24 protein-coding genes are annotated in these 20927 nt (G+C 64.0%); 7 read left to right on the top strand and 17 right to left on the bottom strand.

Translation table 11 applies throughout. From position 1 onward, the window contains the following. Positions 1–68 precede the first annotated feature (68 nt). The 5 genes from ACLHHB_RS07040 (at position 69) to ACLHHB_RS07020 (ending at position 5573) form a co-directional block, all read left to right on the top strand. Positions 69–974 (top strand): LysR family transcriptional regulator, encoded by a 906-nt coding sequence (locus tag ACLHHB_RS07040; protein ID WP_410217565.1) that lies wholly within the window; start codon positions 69–71, stop codon positions 972–974. A 311-nt stretch (positions 975–1285) separates the two neighbouring features. Continuing rightward, positions 1286–3466 carry a phosphoribosylformylglycinamidine synthase subunit PurL gene (gene purL / locus ACLHHB_RS07035; protein ID WP_410217564.1) on the top strand — a complete coding sequence of 727 codons (2181 nt, stop codon included), beginning with the start codon at positions 1286–1288 and terminating at the stop codon, positions 3464–3466. Then, complete coding sequence (locus ACLHHB_RS07030) at positions 3463–4608, top strand: bifunctional 2-C-methyl-D-erythritol 4-phosphate cytidylyltransferase/2-C-methyl-D-erythritol 2,4-cyclodiphosphate synthase (protein ID WP_410217563.1); 1146 nt, start codon at positions 3463–3465, stop codon at positions 4606–4608. Before purL ends, ACLHHB_RS07030 begins: the two co-directional genes overlap by 4 nt. A gap of 3 nt (positions 4609–4611) precedes the next feature. After that, positions 4612–5106, top strand: a complete 495-nt coding sequence (locus tag ACLHHB_RS07025) for a phosphatidylglycerophosphatase A (RefSeq protein WP_410217562.1) — start codon at positions 4612–4614, stop codon at positions 5104–5106. Then, entirely contained in the window at positions 5103–5573 is a 471-nt protein-coding gene (locus ACLHHB_RS07020) for a CinA family protein (RefSeq protein WP_410217561.1), read from the top strand. Before ACLHHB_RS07025 ends, ACLHHB_RS07020 begins: the two co-directional genes overlap by 4 nt. Here ACLHHB_RS07020 and ACLHHB_RS07015 read toward each other — a convergent pair. The 11 genes from ACLHHB_RS07015 to ACLHHB_RS06965 form a co-directional block, all read right to left on the bottom strand. After that, positions 5570–6610, bottom strand: a complete 1041-nt coding sequence (locus ACLHHB_RS07015) for a threonine aldolase family protein (RefSeq protein WP_410217560.1) — start codon at positions 6608–6610, stop codon at positions 5570–5572. The two genes, ACLHHB_RS07020 and ACLHHB_RS07015, sit on opposite strands and share 4 nt — an antisense overlap. Continuing rightward, a complete protein-coding gene (locus ACLHHB_RS07010) occupies positions 6607–7047 on the bottom strand; it encodes a YcgN family cysteine cluster protein (RefSeq protein ID WP_410217559.1) in 441 nt (146 codons plus the stop codon). Before ACLHHB_RS07010 ends, ACLHHB_RS07015 begins: the two co-directional genes overlap by 4 nt. Further along, positions 7047–7976 (bottom strand): bifunctional riboflavin kinase/FAD synthetase, encoded by a 930-nt coding sequence (locus ACLHHB_RS07005; protein ID WP_410217608.1) that lies wholly within the window; start codon positions 7974–7976, stop codon positions 7047–7049. The genes ACLHHB_RS07010 and ACLHHB_RS07005 overlap by 1 nt, the downstream gene beginning before the upstream one ends. 32 nt (positions 7977–8008) lie before the next feature. After that, on the bottom strand, positions 8009–8452 hold the full coding sequence (locus ACLHHB_RS07000) for a MaoC family dehydratase (RefSeq protein ID WP_410217607.1): 444 nt from the start codon (positions 8450–8452) through the stop codon (positions 8009–8011). 150 nt (positions 8453–8602) lie between these two features. Beyond that, the gene (locus tag ACLHHB_RS06995) at positions 8603–9472 is read right to left on the bottom strand and encodes a TIGR01459 family HAD-type hydrolase (RefSeq protein WP_410217558.1); all 870 of its coding nucleotides are present in this window, start codon (positions 9470–9472) and stop codon (positions 8603–8605) included. Then, positions 9472–10389, bottom strand: a complete 918-nt coding sequence (locus tag ACLHHB_RS06990) for a manganese-dependent inorganic pyrophosphatase (RefSeq protein ID WP_410217557.1) — start codon at positions 10387–10389, stop codon at positions 9472–9474. The genes ACLHHB_RS06995 and ACLHHB_RS06990 overlap by 1 nt, the downstream gene beginning before the upstream one ends. A gap of 136 nt (positions 10390–10525) precedes the next feature. Further along, positions 10526–11035, bottom strand: a complete 510-nt coding sequence (locus ACLHHB_RS06985) for a CarD family transcriptional regulator (protein ID WP_410217556.1) — start codon at positions 11033–11035, stop codon at positions 10526–10528. Between the two features lie 308 nt (positions 11036–11343). Further along, positions 11344–11682: a ferredoxin FdxA gene (gene fdxA, locus ACLHHB_RS06980; RefSeq protein ID WP_410217555.1), complete on the bottom strand. Its 339-nt coding sequence runs from the start codon at positions 11680–11682 to the stop codon at positions 11344–11346. 30 nt (positions 11683–11712) lie between these two features. Next, positions 11713–12015: an RNA-binding S4 domain-containing protein gene (locus ACLHHB_RS06975; protein ID WP_410217554.1), complete on the bottom strand. Its 303-nt coding sequence runs from the start codon at positions 12013–12015 to the stop codon at positions 11713–11715. A 1-nt stretch (position 12016) separates the two neighbouring features. After that, positions 12017–14950, bottom strand: coding sequence for a helicase-related protein (locus tag ACLHHB_RS06970; RefSeq protein WP_410217553.1), 2934 nt, complete (start codon positions 14948–14950; stop codon positions 12017–12019). Between the two features lie 10 nt (positions 14951–14960). Continuing rightward, positions 14961–15455 carry a tetratricopeptide repeat protein gene (locus ACLHHB_RS06965; RefSeq protein WP_410217552.1) on the bottom strand — a complete coding sequence of 165 codons (495 nt, stop codon included), beginning with the start codon at positions 15453–15455 and terminating at the stop codon, positions 14961–14963. Between the two features lie 148 nt (positions 15456–15603). Between ACLHHB_RS06965 and ACLHHB_RS06960 the strand changes: the two genes are divergently transcribed. Both ACLHHB_RS06960 and ACLHHB_RS06955 read left to right on the top strand, forming a co-directional pair. Then, positions 15604–15888 carry an SCP2 sterol-binding domain-containing protein gene (locus tag ACLHHB_RS06960; protein ID WP_410217551.1) on the top strand — a complete coding sequence of 95 codons (285 nt, stop codon included), beginning with the start codon at positions 15604–15606 and terminating at the stop codon, positions 15886–15888. 5 nt (positions 15889–15893) lie between these two features. Beyond that, a complete protein-coding gene (locus ACLHHB_RS06955) occupies positions 15894–16838 on the top strand; it encodes an alpha/beta hydrolase (protein ID WP_410217550.1) in 945 nt (314 codons plus the stop codon). A 4-nt stretch (positions 16839–16842) separates the two neighbouring features. On the opposite strand, the gene ACLHHB_RS06950 is transcribed toward ACLHHB_RS06955, so the two are convergent. From ACLHHB_RS06950 to ACLHHB_RS06925, 6 genes are read right to left on the bottom strand one after another with little or no spacing between them, the layout of a single operon-like run. Continuing rightward, complete coding sequence (locus tag ACLHHB_RS06950; protein WP_410217549.1) at positions 16843–17757, bottom strand: CBS domain-containing protein; 915 nt, start codon at positions 17755–17757, stop codon at positions 16843–16845. Beyond that, entirely contained in the window at positions 17754–18251 is a 498-nt protein-coding gene (gene ybeY / locus ACLHHB_RS06945; RefSeq protein ID WP_410217548.1) for an rRNA maturation RNase YbeY, read from the bottom strand. The genes ACLHHB_RS06950 and ybeY overlap by 4 nt, the downstream gene beginning before the upstream one ends. Continuing rightward, a complete protein-coding gene (locus tag ACLHHB_RS06940) occupies positions 18244–19320 on the bottom strand; it encodes a PhoH family protein (RefSeq protein ID WP_410217547.1) in 1077 nt (358 codons plus the stop codon). Before ACLHHB_RS06940 ends, ybeY begins: the two co-directional genes overlap by 8 nt. 13 nt (positions 19321–19333) lie before the next feature. Beyond that, complete coding sequence (locus tag ACLHHB_RS06935; RefSeq protein ID WP_410217546.1) at positions 19334–19471, bottom strand: hypothetical protein; 138 nt, start codon at positions 19469–19471, stop codon at positions 19334–19336. Further along, entirely contained in the window at positions 19468–20184 is a 717-nt protein-coding gene (locus tag ACLHHB_RS06930) for an ABC transporter ATP-binding protein (protein WP_410217545.1), read from the bottom strand. Before ACLHHB_RS06930 ends, ACLHHB_RS06935 begins: the two co-directional genes overlap by 4 nt. Continuing rightward, the gene (locus ACLHHB_RS06925; RefSeq protein WP_410217606.1) at positions 20181–20885 is read right to left on the bottom strand and encodes an MlaE family ABC transporter permease; all 705 of its coding nucleotides are present in this window, start codon (positions 20883–20885) and stop codon (positions 20181–20183) included. Before ACLHHB_RS06925 ends, ACLHHB_RS06930 begins: the two co-directional genes overlap by 4 nt. Between the last annotated feature and the right edge of the window lie 42 nt (positions 20886–20927).

The following is a 20927-nucleotide window of genomic DNA, read 5'->3' as shown; positions in this document are numbered from 1 at the left end:
GTGCAGGGGTCGCAGGTGAAGACAGGTCTGCAAATTTCGCATGGCTGATATGACAGGATTGTAAAGGAATGGACTGGGACAAGCTCAGAATCTTTCACGCGGTGGCCGATGCGGGAAGCCTGACCCATGCAGGGGACACCCTACACCTGTCGCAGTCTGCCGTCAGCCGGCAGATCCGCGCGCTGGAAGAGTCGTTGGGAACCACGCTTTTCCACCGTCACGCCCGCGGACTGATTCTGACCGAACAGGGCGAACTTCTGTTCGAGGCCACCTCGGCCATGGCGCGCAAGCTGGACAGCGCCTCGGCCCGGATCCGTGACAGCGAAGAGAACGTCTTCGGCGAATTGAAGGTCACGGCCACCGTGGGGTTCGGAACGCTGTGGCTGGCCCCGCGCCTGGTCAAGCTTTATGAGAAATTTCCCGATCTGCGCATCGACCTCATGTTGGAAGAACGCGTGCTGGACCTGCCGATGCGTGAAGCCGACGTGGCGATCCGCATGAAGGAGCCCAGCCAGTCGGACCTGATCCGGCGCCGGCTGCTGAACATCCGGATGCGGCTCTATGCCAGTCCCAGTTACCTGGCCGCCCATGGCGTTCCCGAGACACTGGCTGATCTGAGCAAGCATCGCCTGATTTGCCAAAAGCCCGACCTGCCGCAGGTGGCGGCGGGCGCGCGTCTTGTTCAGGAACTGATGGCCCAGAATGTCGGTTCGACGCTGACCGTCAACAATTACTTCGGCGTGCTGCAGGCGGTTCTGGCCAATCTGGGCATTGGCGTTCTGCCCGACTACCTGACGGCCGATCATGCGGATCTGACCCGCGTCTTCCCCGATGTCGAGTCCGGCGAAGTGCCGGTATTCCTGGCCTATCCCGAGGAACTGCGCCAAACACGCCGCGTGGCCGTTTTCCGCGATTTCGTGCTGGAGGAAATCCAAGCCTATCGCCGCATCCAGAGCGAGTCTGGCATGATCTGAAAAGGGCTCGGGCTCCTGCAGCTACGGCATTGCTGGCCGTCGATTCCACTGGAACGTGTAGCCATTACGCCACTGCATGACGGCTATGCGAGTTTCGCACCCTCTAATCTCTTGAAGCGTTCACAGACTGCACATAAATCAGTCGAAGAAGGCGGTGGTCAGCGCAAGCATTCATCACCTTCTACCTCCCTGTTGGACTTAGGCCGGGCCTTGTGCCCGGCTTTTTTTTTGCCGCTGTGCCGGGCTGCCTTTCCATGGCGCCTGACAGGTTCTAAAAGGCGCGTGATTTCACGCGCAGGAAGGGCCGTAGCATGCAGGAACCGTCGATCACACCCGAACTGATCGCCGCGCACGGGCTCAAGCCCGACGAATACGACCGCATCCTGCAAATCATCGGCCGGGAACCCAGCTTTACCGAACTGGGCATCTTCAGCGCGATGTGGAACGAGCATTGTTCCTACAAGTCGTCGAAGAAATGGCTGCGGACCTTGCCCACTGAAGGGCCGCAGGTCATCTGCGGACCCGGCGAAAACGCAGGCGTGGTGGATATCGGCGACGGTCAGGCGGTGGTCTTCAAGATGGAAAGCCACAACCACCCCAGCTATATCGAGCCGCATCAGGGCGCGGCCACGGGCGTGGGCGGTATCCTGCGCGATGTCTTCACCATGGGCGCCCGCCCCATCGCCGCCATGGATGCACTGTCCTTCGGCATGCCGGATCATCCCAAGACCGCGCATCTGGTCAAAGGGGTGGTCGAAGGGATCGGCGCCTATGGCAATGCCTTTGGTGTCCCGAACGTGGGCGGAGAGGTCCGTTTTCACCCCAGCTACAATGGCAACTGCCTAGTGAACGCCTTCGCGGCGGGATTGGCCGATGCTGACAAGATCTTCTATTCCGCCGCCTCGGGTGTTGGCATGCCGGTGGTCTATCTGGGCGCCAAGACCGGCCGCGACGGCGTCGGCGGGGCCACCATGGCCAGCGCCGAATTCGACGACACGATCGAGGACAAGCGTCCCACCGTGCAGGTGGGCGACCCTTTCACCGAAAAGTGCCTGCTCGAGGCCTGCCTCGAACTCATGGCCTCGGGCAGCGTGATCTCGATTCAGGACATGGGGGCCGCAGGCCTCACCTGCTCGGCTGTCGAGATGGGCGACAAGGGAGGCCTTGGCATCAAGCTGGTCCTGGACCACGTGCCGCAACGCGAAACCGCCATGACCGCCTACGAGATGATGCTGTCGGAATCCCAGGAACGGATGCTGATGGTGCTGAAGCCCGAAAAAGAGGCAGAAGCACGCGCCATCTTTGAAAAATGGGACCTCGACTTCGCCATCGTAGGCGAGACGATCCCCGAGGACCGTTTCCTGATCCTGCACGGCAATGAAGTCATGGCTGACCTGCCGCTGTCCAGGCTGTCCTCCAGCGCGCCGGAATATGACCGTCCCTGGGTGGAAACGCCCGCTGCCCAGCCCGCCCCTGCCTTGCCTGCCATTACCCCGATCACCGCGCTGCAGGCACTGATCGGCAGCCCGAACCACGCCCACAAGGCTTGGGTGTGGGAGCAGTATGACACGCAGGTCGGTGCCGACACGATCCGCCGCCCCGGCATGGGCGCGGGCGTCGTGCGCGTTCACGGCACGCGCAAGGCCTTGGCCTTCACCAGCGACGTGACCCCGCGCTACGTCAAGGCGAACCCCTTCGAAGGCGGCAAGCAGGCGGTGGCCGAGGCATACCGCAACCTGACCGCCGTGGGTGCGCAGCCCTTGGCCACGACCGACAACCTGAACTTCGGCAACCCGGAAAAGCCCGAGATCATGGGCCAGCTGGTTGGCGCCATCAAGGGTATCGGCGAAGCGTGCAAGGCACTCGACTTTCCGATCGTGTCGGGCAACGTGTCGCTTTACAACGAAACCGACGGCAAGGGCATCCTGCCAACCCCCACGATCGGTGGCGTCGGCCTGATCCCCGATCTGGACGACATGATTGCGGGCCGGGCCGCCGAAGGGGATCTGGCACTGGTCATCGGGGAAACCAAGGGCCATCTGGAGCAATCGGCCCTTGCCTTCGAAGCCTTCGGCATCGAGGCAGGCGACGCGCCCTTCGTCGATCTGGAAGCCGAGCGCAAGCACGGCGAGTTCCTGCGCGCCCAACGCACCCATCTGCGGGCCGCATCCGACCTGTCTGATGGAGGCCTTGCCCTTGCAGCCTTCGAGATGGCCGCCGCCGCAGACCTTGGCGTCGCCTTGGACCAAGGCGACATTGCGCAATTGTTCGGGGAAGATCAGGCCCGTTATCTGATCGCCTGCTCACCCGAAGCCGCCGACGCACTGGTTGGCGCCGCGGCCGAGGCGGGCGTTCCCGTGTCCGTCGTGGGACGGTTCGGCGGCGACAGCGTGACCTTGGGCAGTGATGTCGCGCCCTTGGCCTCGCTCGTGCAGGTGTACCGTACGGCGTTCAGCCGGGCGATCCACGGCGACACGCTGGACCACGCATGAGCTTTGCCGCACCTGCGGGTTATGCGGCAGTGATCACTGCCGCAGGGCGGGGCACGCGCGCAGGCGACGGCCCGCCCAAGCAATGGCGCATGCTGGGTGAACGGACCGTGCTCGATCACGCCATTGCCGCTTTTGCCGGGTTCGAGCGGATCGTGCTGGTCGTTCACCCCGACGACATGGCCGAAGCGATCGCCCGTCATGCCGGTCCCCTGACCGTGGTGACGGGGGGCGAGACCCGCTCTGCCAGCGTGCTGGCGGGGCTTCTGGCGTTGGAGGGGCAGGCCAGCCATGTGCTGATCCATGACGGTGCGCGTCCCTTGGTGTCGCCTGATGTCATAAGGGGCGTCGTTGCCGCATTGGAGGCTGGCGCCACCGCCGCCGCACCCGCGCTGCCCGTCTCGGACGCACTGTGGCGCGCGGATAGGGGACAGGTGACCGGCACCGCCTCACGCGACGGATTGTTTCGGGCGCAGACGCCGCAGGGTTTTCGTCTGGAGGCCATTACGAACGCTCACCGTGCCCATCCGGAGGGCGCCGCCGATGATGTCGAACTGGCGCTTCGCGCCGGCCATGCGGTCGACATCACACCGGGAAGCGACGACAATCTGAAGATCACCTATCCCGCCGACTTTGCGCGGGCCGAACGCATTCTGGGAGGGGACATGGATATCCGCCTTGGCAATGGTTACGACGTTCATGCCTTTGGTCCGGGCAACCATGTCTGGCTTTGCGGGGTACAGATCCCGCATGACGCTGGGCTGGTCGGCCATTCCGACGCCGATGTCGGGATGCACGCCCTGACCGATGCCCTTTACGGCGCCTTGGCCGAGGGTGACATCGGTCGGCACTTTCCTCCGTCCGACCCACAATGGAAGGGCGCCGACAGCAGCCTCTTTCTGGACCACGCGGCACGGTTGGCACGCGACCGGGGCTTTCGCTTGGGCAATGCCGATGTCACGCTGATCTGCGAGGCACCCAAGATCGGTCCTCATGCACAGGCCATGCAGGACCGCCTAACCGCGATCCTCGGCTGTGAGGCGGGCCGAGTCAGCGTCAAGGCCACCACCTCCGAGCGTCTGGGCTTTACCGGCCGACGCGAGGGCATTGCCGCGATCGCGACCGTCACCCTGATCAAGGACTAGGCCATGGAACGTCTTCTCTGCATCTGGTTCGGCGCGGGGTTGCTGCGCCCCGGCCCGGGAACCTGGGGTTCGGCGGTCGCAGTCGCGCTCGGGCTTCTGCTGCACCGCATCGGGCATTTCCCGCTGCTGGCATTGGCAACGGGGCTGGTGATCATTCTGGGGTTCTGGGCCATCGCGCGGCATACTGCCGGCATGGCCGATCCCGACCGCAGCGAAATCGTGATCGACGAGGTGGCGGGCCAGTGGCTGGCCCTGATGTTCCCGTCCTTCGGCTTCTGGATGATGGACCTGCCCGTCGATCGCTTTCCTTATCCGGGCTGGGTCGCGGCATTCCTGTTTTTCCGTTTGTTCGATATCTGGAAACCCGGCATCATCGGTCGGGCAGACCGGCGCCATGACGCCAAAGGCGTCATGCTGGATGATTTGTGGGCCGGCTTGTTCGCGGGCATTGCGACGATGATCGCGGCGGCGGCCTTTCATATTCCGATGATGCTATGACACTGGCAGCCGAGGTTCTGGACGCCGCGCGCGGCCGCGGTGTCATGATCGCCACCGCCGAAAGCTGCACGGGCGGTCTGATCGTCGGCGCCCTCACCGAGGTTCCCGGATCGTCCGATGCCGTGGATCGCGGTTTTGTCACCTATTCCAACAATGCCAAGATGCAGATGCTGGGTGTTCGGTCGGAAACCCTGCAAACCCACGGCGCTGTCAGCGAAGCGGTTGCAGCCGAGATGGCCGCTGGCGCCCTGCGCCATTCCGATGCGGGCATCGTTGTCGCCGTGACGGGCATTGCCGGTCCGGGCGGGTCCGAACAAAAGCCCGAGGGGCGAGTATGCTTCGGGGTTGCCCAACCCTATGGCACCCGGACGGAAACAATCGAATTTGGGGCAATCGGACGTCAGCGCGTCCGCCAGGCCACGGTCGAGCATGCCTTGCAACTGCTGCTGGATGCGCTGCGGCCCTAGCCGCGCAGGATGCCTGCCAAGGTATCGACATCCTGCTGCGGCGTGTCCCATGCGCAGACCAGACGCAGGGGAACAGGGTCCATTCCTTCAGCCGATTTGTCGGGCCACAGGTGATAGATCGCGCCTGCCGCCCGCGCGCGGGCATGCGTTTCGGCAGGAATGGTGGCGAAAACGGCATTCGACTGCACCGGGACCAGCAGTTGCCCGCCGCCTGCAACCACAGCCTCGCCCAGGATCATGGCCTTGGCATTGGCCGTTGCCGCCAGTTCCTTCCACAAGCCATCCGTCGCCAGTGCCAGCATCTGCGCCGCCAGAAAGCGGTTTTTGGAGAACACATGCCCCGACTGCTTGCGGCGATAGTCCAGCCCCTGCGCTTGGGCGGGATCAAAGAACACCACCGCCTCGGCTGCCATGGCGCCATTCTTGGTCCCGCCCAGACACAAGGCATCGACCCCTGCCCTCCAGGTCAGGTCCGCCGCCGAACAACCAAGCGAGGCCACGGCATTGGCAAAGCGCGCGCCGTCCATGTGGAGGGGCAAGCCGCCCTCATGGGCAACGGCGGTCAAGGCAGCCACTTCGGCCGGAGAATAGACGGTTCCCCATTCGGTCGCGTTGGTCAGTGAGACCAAGGCGTTCAGCCCGCCATTCAGCCCGGCACCTGCGCCTGCGCGAACTGCGGGGGCCAAGGTTTCCGGTGTCAGCTTGCCCGCCATTCCCGGCAGCGTGATCAGCTTGGCGCCGTGGGAAAAGAACTCGGGCGCGCCGCATTCGCTTGTCTCGATATGGGCATCGTCATGGCAATAGATGCGACCATGGGGTGGCGACAACTGCGCGCAGACCAAGGCATTCGCCGCCGTGCCTGTTGCCACGAAACGGACAACGGCCTCGGGCGCTTCGAGCAGTTCGCGGATCGCAATTTCGGCCTGGGCGGTGACGGGATCCGCGCCATAGCCCATCATGGCACCCGCGTTCGCCTCTGTCAGGGCCGCCAGAACGGCAGGATGGGCGGCATAAGCGTTGTCGGAGGCGAAATTCACGACAGATCCTCGATGATGTGGTCTTCCCAGTCGTCCTCGGTGACGGTCAGTTCGCTGACGGTCCAGCCGCGCACGCTGACGCCGGCCTTGTGCACGCTGTCCTTGTCACCCGAGATCAGGTGATGCCAGTCGTAAAGCGGCTTGCCCTCGTGACGCAGACGGTAAGCGCAGGTGGAGGGCAGCCACCAGGCGATTTCCTTGATCTTGCGGGGGGTCAGGACAACGCAATCGGGCACGAAATCATGACGGTTCCCATAGCTGCTGCAGCGGCAGGCCTCGCCATCCAGCAGCTTGCAGGCGACGCGCGTGAAGGCCAGCTCGTTCGTGTCCTCGAACTCGATCTTGTTCAGACAGCATTTGCCGCAACCGTCGCACAGCGCCTCCCACTCTTCGCCCGTCAGCTTGGGCAGGGGCAATTCCCAGAACCGGTCGCGCATCACCGCCCCGCCAGCAGGCGCCGCGCGTCCTGCGCGTCCTGCGCGATCTGGTCGATCAGCGCTTCGACATTGTCAAAGCGCGCTTCGTCCCGCAGGAAATCGATCAGCGCGACAGACAGATGCTGGCCGTAAAGGTCCCCCGAGAAATCGAACAGGTGCACTTCAAGATTGGGCTTGTTTTCCCCGAACATCGGACGCACCCCCAGTGAAGCGACACCTTGGCAGGACAGCCGCTCGGGCCCGGTCAGGACGTCGACCAGCACCGCATAAACCCCCAGGCGCGGCAGGTGCAGGTCCTCCATCCGCATGTTGGCGGTCGGCCAGCCAAAGTCGCGGCCGCGCTTGTCGCCGTGAACCACCTCTCCCTCGATCCGATGCCAATGGCCCAGCATACGCTCGGCGTCATGGGTGCGGCCTTGCGACAAGGCACGGCGGATCGCGGTCGAGCTGAACTCGCCCTCTTCGGCACCCACCAGCGGCACGATCGTGACGCCAAAGCCGAACTCACGCCCCAGATCCTGCAAAACCTGTGCCGTTCCCGCCCGGTTCTTGCCAAAGCAGAAATCGGCTCCGACCGTGACATGATCGACACCCAGCCCCTGAACCAGCACCTCGCGCGCAAAGGCTTCGGGCGTCAGCCCGGCCAACAGGGCGCCGAACGGCAACTGATACAAATGCTGAACACCCAGCCGGGCCAGCCGGTTTGCCCGCGCCTCGGCGTTCATCAGGCGAAAGGGCGGCGCGTCGGGTGCAAAATACTGCCGGGGATGAGGCTCAAAGGTCAGGATGCCCAAGGGCGCCTCGGAGGCCGCACGCGCGGCATCGATCACCGCGCGGTGACCCTTGTGGACACCGTCGAAGTTGCCCATGGCAACCGAAGCGCCCCGCGCCTCGGTCGGAAGTCCAGTCCAGTCGCGATGGATCTGCAATGCGCCCCCAATGGGACGCCACACGCGCCCCGTCAGTCGAACTTGCGGCTTGGGGCCAGCACGACCGCCTCGCCTTTCAGCACGAGCGTATCGCCCACGAGGCAGCGGGTTGCAAGCGTGACCCGCCGTTTTGCGTGGTCGATTGTCTCGACCACGACTTCCGCGCGAACGGTGTCACCCGGACGGACAGGGGCCATGAACTTCAGGGTCTGCCCCAGATAGACCGTGCCATGACCCGGCAACTGTTCTCCGATCACGGCGGAAACAAGGCCGGCGGTCAGCATTCCATGCGCGATGCGGCCTTCGAAGATCGTGTCTTGGGCATAGTCATCATCCAGATGCACCGGGTTGCGGTCGGTGGAAATCTCGGCAAACAACTCGATGTCACGGTCCGTCACCTGCTTTTGCAGGTAACGCATCATCCCGACCTCCAGGTCCTCGATGACGATCGTCCCGCGCGGAAGGTTGTCCAGCATCATGATGTTTATTTGTCCTGCCCAGCATCCTTTGACCGACTTATCAGCCAAGACACCGTCAGGCAACAAATATGTCTTCAACCCTCGCGCCTGCGACATATTATTGCCGACAGGATAAAACGCCCGCGATATTCCGCAGGCGCTTGCTGATTATCTGAGACGGCTGATTGCATAGGTGGGGCCGCGCTGCTGCAGCGTCAGCCAGTCCACCAACAGCGACGGGTCGGGGTTCATCACGTCCGGCCCGAAGGCATCCGCAAACAGCCCGCTGGTCACGAAGGCCGAGTCGATGCCCTGATGCTCGGCACCAAGGATGTCGGTCGCGATGCCGTCGCCCACGGCCAGACACCGTGCCTGCGGACTGAGGCCCATCAGTCGGCGCGCGCGATCATAAATGGGCGTATGGGGCTTGCCGAAATACAGGGCCTTGCCACCGATGCTTTCGTAGAACTCGGCCAGCGCACCTGCGCAATAGATGCGGGTTTCCCCCAAGTCCACCACGACATCGGGATTCGCGCAAAGCATCGGCAGCCCGCGATCGCGTGCGGCCTCCAGACGAGCGCGGTAATCCTCGGGCGTTTCGGTCAGTTCCTCGAAAGGACCAGTGGCGACGATCCCCTCGGCCTCTTCCAGAGGAACAAGCTGGATCGGTGCGGCATCGGCATATTCCTCAGGAATATCGCTGAAGAAGCCCAGATCCTTTTCCGTACCGATATGCCACAGCTTGCGGCCCACAAGGCCTGCGAACATCGCGTCCTGCGCGGCATCGCCCGAACTGACGACAAGATCCCAGGCGTCCCGTGGCACGCCCATGCGGTCCAGTTGCGCGATCACATAAGGGCTGGGCCGCGGCGCGTTGGTCATCAAGCAAACGCTGCCGCTCTGCGCCCGAAAGGCCTGCAGCGCGGCAACAGCCGCCGGATAGGCCTGCTTGCCGTTGTGGAGGCATCCCCACAGGTCGCAGAACAGTGCGTCATAGCCGGCCGATATTTCGGCCAGCGAGGCGATGATGCGGGTCATCAGACGGCCAGGACCGGGATGATCTGCTTCTTGCGGCTCATCACGCCCGGCAGAACGACCGTGTCGCCCGTCACCGTCACGCCAAAGCTGCGCTCCGCCACCGTTCTGACGTAATCGTTCGGGACCAGAAGGGTCGCCTCCTCGCGCAGGATGTCAATGATGAACAGCAGGACCTCATCCGCGCCATCCTCGGCCGCAACGCCCGGCATGGCCGCCACAAGAGCATCCTTGCGGTTCAGCAGAACCTGAGGCGCAGTGGTTTCCAGAACCGAAACGCGCAGCTGTTTTCCGCCCAGTTCGTATTCCTTGCTGTCCATCCGCAGCAGGGCAGCCTCGCTGAAGGCGCTGACATCGGATTTCGCGGCAAACATCGCGGCAGCGAAATCGGGGATGTTCACGCCCAGATCGGCGGCCAGACTTTCGGCCACGGCCCGGTCATGGGGTGTGGTCGTGGGGCTGCGGAATTCCAGCGTGTCCGAGAGGATGCAGGTCAGCATGGCACCCTTGACCCCTTCGGGCGCACGGGACATGTCCTCGTCAATCAGGTCGTGCATGATCGTCGCGGTGCAGGCCAGCGGGCGGATGGTGATGTTGATCGGGTTGCGGGTCTTGATGCCGCCGGCCAGCAGGTGGTGGTCGATGATCTCGATCACCTCGGCCTCGGCCAGCGAAGCAGGCAGTTCCGCGGGGTTGTTCGTGTCGACGATGACGCATTTGTCGCCCGCCACCACGTCATCGATGATCTGCGGCTTGGCCAGGTTCCAGCGGTTCAGCATCCACAAGGCTTCGGTGTTCGGCTCGCCCTGCAGGATGGGCTCGGCCGGCGTCTTGCGAACCTCGGACAGATACCAGGCCCAGATGATGGGAGAACCGGTCGAGTCCGTGTCGGGGGAAGTGTGGCCGAAAACCTTGATCATGCTGCGCCTCAAGCGTTCTAAATGAATTCGGAGGCGTTATAGGCGGCAGGCAGGGCGTTGTCCACGCCGGGAACAACGGGCACTTCATGCAAAAGGGCGCCCGGAAAGGACGCCCTTGCGAAACAGGATAACAGGATCAGGCGGCGCGAGAGGTCAGGACGTCCTCGACCCGCTTTTGCGCGCCACCTTCGTCCAGACCCGCGACAGCGGCCACTTCGCGCGTCAGGCGGTCCAGGGCGGCTTCGTACAGCTGGCGCTCGGAATAGGATTGTTCGCGCTGGTCGTCGGCACGGTGAAGGTCGCGCACGACCTCGGCAATCGACATCAGATCGCCCGAGTTGATCTTCTGTTCGTATTCCTGCGCACGACGCGACCACATCGCGCGCTTGACACGGGCCTTGCCCTTCAGCGTTTCGAGCGCACGGTCAATCAGATCCGGCGTCGACAGGCTGCGCATGCCGATCTCCGAGGCACGCGCGGTCGGGACGCGCAAGGTCATCTTGTCCTTGTCGAACGAGATCACGAACATCTCGAGCCGCAGGCCGGCGACTTCCTGCTCTTCGATAGACACGATCCGGCCCACGCCATGGGCGGGATAAACGACGAACTCGTCAGGACGGAATTCGCTCTTCTTCGCTTTGGACATCTGGCTTCCTTTGAACGTGCCATGTTACCGGCACAAAAGGCCGGAGGAGGCGGATGCCACCTTCGGTCAGTTTTCGTTTTGTCTTGGCCTCATGTTCGGCGGAGAACAGGAGGGACGGCAGCTTTGGCTCGAAACCAAAAGTGCCCCTGACTGACGTCAGAGGCGCGTCTGCATTTAATATAACACAAAAATGACGGCAAAAAAAGCACAAGCACCACAAGTGCCGTGACGGACAGGGACGTCCTTTTGTCTGCCACGACAGGGTGTTGCACGACCGGCATCACCCCGCATGGCAGAAGGGCTGCGAATCAGTCGCCTTCGCCCGGCTTTTCCGAAAAGTACTGCTCCAGCTTACCGGACTGTCCGTCCATCTCGGCCGCCGTCGGCAGCGGGTCCTTCTTGCGCGTGATCACCGGCCATTGTTCCGAGTACTTGCGGTTGAACTCGACCCACTGCTCCATCGCTGGCTCGGTATCCGGCCGGATGGCGTCCGCGGGGCATTCCGGTTCGCAGACACCGCAGTCGATGCATTCCTCGGGGTTGATGACCAGCGTGTTCTCGCCCTCGTAGAAACAGTCCACGGGGCATACTTCAACGCAGTCGGTATACTTGCACATGATGCAGTTGTCGGTCACGACATAGGTCATCGGGGCGCTCTTGTCTTGATCTTCGGGCTGTCACCTAGTCGCTTCGGGCGGATCAATCAACCCGTCACGGTCTTCCATGTACAGCGCCTGTGCTTCGGGTGCGGGTCCGCGGCGGTCGGCAAGGCCGGCAATCGTCAGGCTGCGCACCCGCCCATGGGCCGATACCGTCAGCCGGTCGCCCGGCCTGACGGCGCGGCCGGGCTTGCGGCAGGGCTGGCCGTTCACCCGAATGCCGCCGCCTTCGATGCGATCGGCAGCCAAGCCACGCGTCTTGAAGATGCGCGCATAGAACAGCCACTTGTCCAGCCGCAGGCCTTCGGCCGCTTCGCTCACGTCAGGTCTTGTCCTTCAACGAAGCCAGGATCGCGAACGGGCTGTCTGGATCGGCCTTCTTCTCGGGACGCGAGGAGAAGGTCTTGGGTCCCTGAGGCGCAGGCTTGCCGCCTTTCTTGGGGCCCCCGAACTTGCCGCCGGGCTTGTTCTGCCGATCACGGCGCTCGCCCTGTGGCGCATCACCGCGCGGGCGATCCTGTGCGCCGCCTTCCTTTGCAGCTGCGTCACGGCGCGGACCCCGGCGCCCCTCGCCCTGCGGACGCTCGCCCGGCTGCGCCTGAGGACGATCACCAGCCTGCCCGCCATGCTGCGGCCGGCGATTTCCACGCGGCCGCGGCGCCCATTTGAAGGTATAGAACACCTCCATCTCGGCCGGAGCCGCCTCGGCATCGGCAGGCGCCTCGCCTTCACCCTGGGCCTCGGCCTCTGCACGCCGCTTTTCGGCCTGCTCGGCTTCCCAACGGGCGCGGGTTTCAGCCGCAAGGACCGACTCCTCTTCGGTCAACGGCGCATCGGACACCGGTGCTTCGGGGGCGGCGGGAGCGGCCGGTGCTTCAACCGCCTTGACCTTGACACGCTCGGCTTTTTCGGCGGCATAGCCCAAACCCTGCATCAGGCCCGCAAACTGTTCCAGCGTCATGCCGGTGATCGACAGCATGTCCGGATTGGCTTCGAAACCGCCACGCGTGTCCTGGGCGCGTAACAGGTCGGCAAGACGCTCCAGCATGTCGATACGGATGGCACGCTCGCCCGCCGGGCGGTATCCCGACAGTGTATACACCTGGTCGGGCAGATCCGGCAGATGAGGGATCGTCACCAGCCCCGGAGGGGGGCTTTCCGGAAATTCGTCCAGACCCTGCGACAGCGACCACAGCACCAGACGCAGGCGCGTCGGTGCCGGTTTCAGCATGGCCGGCAGGAAGATCGTGAACTGGCCAAAGCGCACACCGTGCTTGCGCAGCGCGCCCCGGGCATCCTGGTCCAACTCCTTAACCTCATTGGCCACACCGTCGCGCGGCAGGACGCCAAGCGCCTCGATCAGGCGGAAGGCAAAGCCACGCGCCAGACCGGTCAGGGCCTCGTCTTTTTGCAGGGTCAGCAGCGGCTCGAACTGGGCCGCGACCTTGCGATCGATGAAATGCTGCAAGCGGCGGCGCACCTTTTCGGCGATCTCGGGGCCGGCTTCCTCGTCCACAAAGGCAGAAACACCCGGATGCAGCGGATCGGCACCCTTGATCAGCTTGCCGATCGCCTGGTTGTCCCACATGAGGCCGCCCTGCTCGGTATAGTCCATTTCAGTGTCTGGCGCGTTGTAGAAGCGGTCGGCGCGCAGATGAAATTCGGGCTTCAGCGCCTCGTAGCTGGCGCGGTTCAGCATCCGGGCCTCGTCCGCCGTCGCGGTCTGGTCGGGGCGAAAGCGGAAACCTTCCAGCCGACCGGCGAACTCGCCCTCGACCATCACTTCGCCCTTGTCGTTCACTTCGGCCACAAGGCTCTCCTTCTGCTTGAGCCGGCGCAGCAGCACCGAGGTGCGCCGGTCCACAAATCGTTGGGTCAGCGCCGTATGCAGCGCGTCTGACAGGCGGTCTTCTACAGCGCGCGTTTCCCCGCGCCAATGCTTTTCGTCGGCCACCCACCCGGTTCTTTGTGCCACATAGGTCCATGTGCGGATATAGGCCAGCCGTTTCGAGAGGGCGTCAATGTCGCCTTGGGTCTTGTCGATCCGCTTGATCGCCCGGTCCAGCCAATCGGCAGGGATGTGGCCGTCCTGCAGGAAACCGAAGATCCGGGCCAGCAGCGTCACGTGTTCCATCTGTGAAATGCCCCGGAAATCGGGCACGCGGCAGACTTCCCACAACAGGCGGACGTCCTTGCCGTTCTGGACGCGGTCACGGATTTCCGGCATCTCGCGCAGCAGCTTGAGGGCGGCCAAGTCGTCGGCCTCCCGCCCCCGGCCCAGCAGTTCGCTGCCCGAAGGTGCCTCCAGGCTGGTCACCAGCCGGTCCATCGTTCCGAACTCGAGACTCGCATTTCTCCAGGTCAGCCGCTGGATCGGTGCGAAACGGTGGTTCTCCAGCGCATCGATCAGACCGTCATCCAGGATCTGCGCCTCTCCAGTGACGCCAAAGGTGCCGGATTCGGTGTGGCGCCCGGCCCGGCCCGCGATTTGGCCCATCTCGTGAGGGAACAACGGCCGGACGCGGCGCCCGTCGAACTTGTGCGTGGCGCTGAAGGCGACGTGGCGGATATCGAGGTTCAGGCCCATGCCGATGGCGTCGGTGGCGACAAGGTAATCGACCTCGCCATTCTGATACATCTCGACCTGCGCGTTGCGGGTGCGAGGGCTCAGGGCGCCCATGACAACGGCGCACCCGCCCTTCTGGCGGCGCAGCAACTCGGCCATTGCGTAAACGTCGTCGACGGAAAAACCCACGATGGCGCTGCGGGCAGGCATGCGCGACAGCTTCTTCGAACCGGCCCAGCTGAGGCTGGAAAACCGTTCGCGACGCACGAATTCGACATCGGGAACAAGGGCCGCAATGGCGGGGCGCATCGTATCGCTGCCCAGGAACAGCGTCTCGTGCAGGCCGCGCATGTTCAGCAGGCGGTCGGTGAAGACATGGCCGCGCTCGGGGTCGGCACACAGCTGTATCTCGTCGATCGCAACGAAGTCGGCGCCGATCTCGGGCATCGCCTCGGTTGTGGCGACCCAATACTGCACCCGGTCGGGAACGATCCGTTCCTCACCCGTCACAAGCGCCACCACCGATGGCCCCCGTGCCTTGACGATGCGGTCATAAACCTCCCGCGCCAGAAGGCGCAGCGGCAGGCCGATGACCCCCGTCCGGTGTCCCAGCATCCGCGTGATCGCGTGATGCGTCTTGCCCGTGTTCGTCGGGCCCAATATGGCGGTGACCCGCCCGCGCGTCATCATGTTCATGGCCTCAGATATCGGTGCCGATGCGCTTGCGTTCCAGACGTGTCACGCCATCAATTGCTTCTTGCTGGTGGGGATGGATCTTCAGACTCTCTCGATAGGCCGCCAAGGCACGCTCGTCCTCGCCCATTTCCTCCAGCATCGCACCCAGTTGCGTCAGCGCCGCAAAGTGCCGGGGCTCCAGTTCCAGCGTGCGGGCCAAGTCGGCCATTGCGGGACCGTACTGACCGATCGCGGCAAAGGCGGCAGCGCGGGTCTGGAAACCGGCGGCAAAATCCGGCGCGTGATCCGTCAGCGCCGTCAGATGGCCGATGGCTGTCTGCGCGTCACCCTGATCCAGCGCCTGTTCGGCACGCTGCAGCAACAGGTCCATGGCAGGTGATCCCGACCGGGACCATGCGCGCAGGATGTCGCTTTCGGCGATGCGCCAACCCTCGCCCTGCGGCTCGGCCAGCTGCGCAAAGGCACTGTCCAGCACGTTTGCCACAACCTGCGATGGCATCGCACTTGCCAAAACAAGGAAAATCGTCAGAACTCGGTGACGCAGTGCCGCGACGGCATTGTGGAATAAACGACGGTCCGGGCTCATAAGCCCGGTGTAACCCAGCCCGCAGGTCGGGCGCCAGCCAAAGCGCACCAAGAGGATCAAAATGAGCGATGTTGTGAATGCCGCCGTCGAAAAGCTCAGCCAGAAGATCGACAGCTTCGATTCGACCGCGAAATTCGTCATCAAGGACGAAGGCGCCATCATGATCGATGAAAGCGGCGTCCGTGCCGGTGACGAAGAGGCCGATGTGACCCTGATCGCCAGCCGCGAGACCTTTGAAGGGATCATGAACGGCGACGTGAACCCGGCCACCGCCTTCATGACCGGCAAGCTGAAGATCGACGGCTCCATGGCCGTGGCGATGCAACTGGGACAAAAGCTGTCCTGACCTTGATGGAGGCGGCGCCCTTCCACCAACTCCCCGACGAGGCATCCGTCCCCGCCCATGCCTTTTTCATGAAGGCCGAGGACGGGGTCCGGCTGCGTCTGGGGTGGTGGGGGGCTGATCAGGACGCGTCCCGGGGCAGCATCCTCCTGTTTCCGGGGCGGACCGAATATATCGAGAAGTACGCGCCTGTCGCCCGCCGCCTCAATGCCCATGGCTACCATGTCCTTGCCATCGACTGGCGCGGGCAAGGCTTGTCCGACCGGCTGCAGGCCGACCCCCGCCCCGGCCATATCGGGCAGTTTCAGGATTATCAGCGCGACGTGGTCGAGATGGTCGTGGCGGCGCGGCATTTGTCCCTGCCGCAACCGTGGCATCTGCTGGCCCATTCGATGGGCGGCTGCATCGGGCTTGCGGCGCTGGATGCCGAACTGCCCGTGCAGAGCGCGGTGTTTTCGGCCCCCATGTGGGGGATCAACCTGCACCGCCTCCGCCATGGCGTCGCCATGGGCATCGCCTATCTTGCAGGGCGCGTCGGACGGGGTGGTTTCACCGCGCCCGGCAGCGGCGGTTCGGAAACAACCTATGTGCTGGACGAAAGCTTCACTGCCAATCTGCTCAGCGGCAACGCCGACGAATGGGCACGCCTGGTGCGCGAGGCCGCCTGCTGGCCCGATCTTACCATCGGCGGCGCCAGCTTCGATTGGGTCGGCAAGGCCCTGAACGAATGCGCGCGCCTGTCGCGCATCCCCTCACCTGCCCTTCCCATGCTGGTGTCGCTGGGATCCGAGGAAAAAGTCGTGTCGCCTGCCGCGATCCGGGATCGTGCCAGCCGCTGGTCGGGCGCGGAGCTTCTGGAGGTTCAAGGCGCCCGCCACGAGGTGATGATGGAGATTCCAGCCCTGCGGGAGACCTTCTTCGAGGCGATGCTGGCCCGTTTCGAGGCCAGCTGACGCCTCAGGCTTGGGCCGCGATCGGACCTGTTGAGGCAGCGGCGCTGGGCAGGCGCAACCGGATTCGCTTCAGCCGGCGGGGATCGGCATCGACCACCTCGAATTCCGCACCCGATTCGTGGCCGATCACCTCACCGCGCAGCGGAACACGGCCGGTCAGCATGAAGATCAGGCCACCCAGAGTGTCCACCTCTTCGGTGTTGGACGGATCGATCAGCTGCAGGCCCGTCTCGGCCTCGACATCGCGCACATCGGCCCGTGCCTGGATCAGCCACTGGCCCGGCTTTTCACGCACCCACAGCCCGCCTTCATCCTCGTCATGCTCGTCCTCGATTTCCCCGATGACCTGCTCGATCAGGTCCTCGATCGTGACCAGCCCATCCACGCCGCCATATTCGTCGATGACCAGCGCCATGTGGATGCGCTTGGTCTGCATCTGCTGCAGCAGAACGCCGATGGGCATGGAGGGCGGAACATACAGCATCGGGCGCAACATCGGGCGCAGCGTGAACTTGCCGCCCGCGCCGAACCCGTGCTTCAGCGCCAGATCCTTGAGATGGATCAGTCCAAGCGGGCTGTCCAACGTGCCCCGAAATACCGGGATGCGAGAAAATCCGTGTTCGCGGAACATCGTCACCAGATCGTCAAGCGTGATGTTCAGCGGCGCGGCAATGATCTCGACCTTGGGAATGGCAACGTCATCGACCCGCATCCGCCGCAGGTTCACCAGACCGAGTCGCCCTTCCACGTGCCGCTCGGCCTCGTTACCGGCGCCATCGCCCGATTCGGAACCCGTGAGGGCGTGAAAAACCCTCCCGAAAAAGCCGCGCGAGCCGGTCGGTTCGCGATCAGGGTCATCGCTCGTGTCGAACAATGGCTCGTGTGCGGGCTGTTCGGGTAATCGGGTGTCGGAATTCATGGGTTTGGATCTCCGTAAGGGTCGGGAACGTCCAGCGTGGCCAGAATAACCCGCTCTGTCGCCTCCATGCATTCCGCATCGAGGTCGTTGTCATGGTCATAGCCCAGCAGATGCAGCGTGGCATGGATCAGCAGGTGCAGGACGTGGTGGTCCAAGGGTTTCCCCTGCGCCTGCGCCTCGGCCTCGCATGTTTCGAAGGCAATGGCGATGTCGCCCAGTTCCTCCTCGTCGGGAGGGGTGGGACGAACACCGGGCTCATGCGGCTCATGCTCGACGGAAGGCCATGACAGGACATTGGTCGCGCGTGGCTTGCCCCGGAAATCGGCGTTGAGGCTGGCGATCCGGGCGTCGTCGCAGCCCATCACCACGACCTCGCCGCCCATCTCATGCCAGCGTAACGTGGCCCCGACCGCCTTGGCCGCCAGATCCTCGAGACCGGCGGCCTGCCATCGGTCGTCCTCGATGACGCAATCTGCGCTTATCTCGTCAAGCATCGTTCCGAAACTGCCGGCGGGGCACGTACTGGCCGCGCGGCTCTCCTGTTTCGCCACGGGCAAGGGCCGCGACTTCCTCGGCGTCATAAGCCTTGATGATGCGGGCCACAAGCGGGTGGCGCACGACGTCGTCGGCGGTGAAATAGCTGAAGCTGATGCCCTTGACATCCTTGAGGATCTTTTCGGCATCCACCAGTCCCGACTGCATGCCACGCGGCAGGTCGATCTGCGTGCGGTCGCCGGTGATGACCATGCGCGAACCCTCCCCAAGACGGGTCAGGAACATCTTCATCTGCATCGAGCTTGCGTTCTGCGCCTCGTCCAGCACCACGAAGGCACGCGATAGGGTGCGGCCGCGCATGAAGGCCAGTGGCGCGATCTCGATGCGCTTTTCCTCCACCAGCTTCTGCATCTGCTTGCCGGGCAGGAAATCGTTCAGCGCGTCATAGAGCGGCTGCATGTAGGGATCGACCTTTTCCTTCATGTCCCCCGGCAGAAAGCCCAAACGCTCGCCCGCTTCGACGGCGGGACGCGACAGGATGATCTTGTCCACATGGCCGCCAATCAGCATGGTCACGCCCACGGCCACCGCCAGATAGGTCTTGCCCGTGCCCGCCGGACCAATGCCGAAGGCCAACTCGTTCTGGAACAGCGACTGGACATAGGCCTTCTGCGCGTCGGTCCGCGGCTCGACCGACTTCTTCCGGGTGCGCAGTTCGTAATTTCCCTGCGCGAACATCTCCAGTTGCTGGTCAGGCGTCACCTCGCCTGCGGGTTCGATCCCCATGCGCAATGCGGCCTCGATCTCGGGCAGGCCGACAGGACGGTGCTGTTCCAGCCGGGCGTAAAGGCCCTGCAGCAATTGCGCGGCCTCGGCCTGCGCTTCGGGGGTACCGACAACGGCAAGCTGGTTGCCGCGGCGGAGGATGTGGACGCCAAGCGCTTCCTCGATTCGGGCCAGGTGCCGGTCATTGGCACCGCACAGGTCGATCAACAGCCGATTGTCGGGAAATTCCAAAAGGGTTTCAGCCGAGGGGGTCGCAACGGGGGGCGTCGGGGTTAGGCCCAAATTCTTCTCCTGCTCAGGCGTCTGAAATCATGGTGGCAAGGGGCGCAGATTCGCACAAGGCCATGGGGTGAAGGATGGCGGGTTTCTTGCCGCCTTGCGGCAAAACAGGTTCAGGGGCGAAAAGTTGCATGGGATTGGCAAAAAAGATCACGGTTTGCCTTTGGCCAGGCCCAGAAAAGCGCCCAGTTCGGGTGCCTTGTCCATGTCCTGCACGGGCCCATCGTGCCTGATGCGACCGTCCTGCAACAGTGCGACGCGGTCACCGATGGCCCGCACTGACTCCATGTCATGGGTGATGGTGACGGCGATGGCCCCTGTCTCGGTCACGATGCCGCGGATCAGGGCATCGATGGCGCGGGCACGGATGGGGTCCAGGCCGGTCGTTGGTTCATCAAAGAAGATCACCTGTGGGTCATCGGCAATGGCCCGGGCCAGCCCTACGCGTTTCGCCATTCCGCCCGACAATTCCGCAGGCATCAGGTTCGCCGTTTCGGGACCAAGCCCGACCCGCTCCAGCTTGTCCAGGGCTAAGACCCGCGCCTTGGCGTCCGGCATCCGCTGGCGCAGCCGAAAGGCGACGTTCTGCCAGACGGACAGGCTGTCGAACAGTGCCGCACCTTGGAACAACATGCCGAAACGCGACATGAAGCGGGTGCGGGATGCGCAGTCCAGCGGGCGCCCTTGCCACAGAACCTGCCCTGCCTCGGGTTCCGCCAATCCAAGGATGCATTTCAGCAGGACCGACTTGCCGGTTCCCGATTGGCCGATGACGCAAAGGCTTTCGCCCTGCCCCACTGCAAGGTCGACGCCATCCAGAACGCTCTTGGCGCCGAATGATTTGGTCAGGCCCCGCACCTCGATCATCGAAAGAACAGCCCCGTCAGGACAAAGTTCGATGCAAGAATACCGACCGCCGCCACCACCACCGCCGAGGTCGTGGCCCTGCCGACCCCTGCCGCGCCACGGCCGGAGCGCATGCCGAACCAGCAGCCGGACAGCGCCACCACCAGCCCGAAGACGGCGCCCTTGATCAGGCCGGAGCCGACATCCCAAACCTCGAGATAGGCCCAGCTGTTGTCGATGTAGGTCACCGAGTTGAAGCCAAGGGACAGTGTGCCGACCAGCCAGCCGCCCATGATACCGATGATGTCGCCCACTGCCACCAGCGCCGGCAGGGCCAGCACCGCGGCCCACAGGCGCGGCGTCACCAGCCAACGGACAGGGTCGGTGGACAGGGTCACCAGCGCGTCGATCTGCTCGGTCACGCGCATGGTTCCGATCTCGGCCGCGATGGAGCTGGCGACGCGGGCCGCCACCATCAGCCCTCCCAGAACCGGACCCAGTTCCCGCACCATCCCGATGGCCACGATGGCAGGGACCACGTCGCCAGCCTGAAACCGTTCGCCGCCGGAATGGATCTGCAAGGCCAGCGCCGCGCCCGTGAACAGTGCCGTCAACCCCACCACGGGCAGCGACAGCCAGCCGATCTGGATCAGCTGTCTCAGGATCGCGGGCCCCGGGAAGGGGTGCAATGCGATCATGCCCCGCCACGCGAATAGCGTCACCGCGCCGATGCTTCGGGTCAATCGCAAGGCAGGACGGCCAAT

The sequence above is a fragment of the Paracoccus sp. (in: a-proteobacteria) genome (genome assembly GCF_046462195.1).
GTDB lineage: Bacteria > Pseudomonadota > Alphaproteobacteria > Rhodobacterales > Rhodobacteraceae > Paracoccus.
Note: the sequence above shows the minus strand (reverse complement) of the source record. Positions and strands in the feature narration are given on the sequence as shown.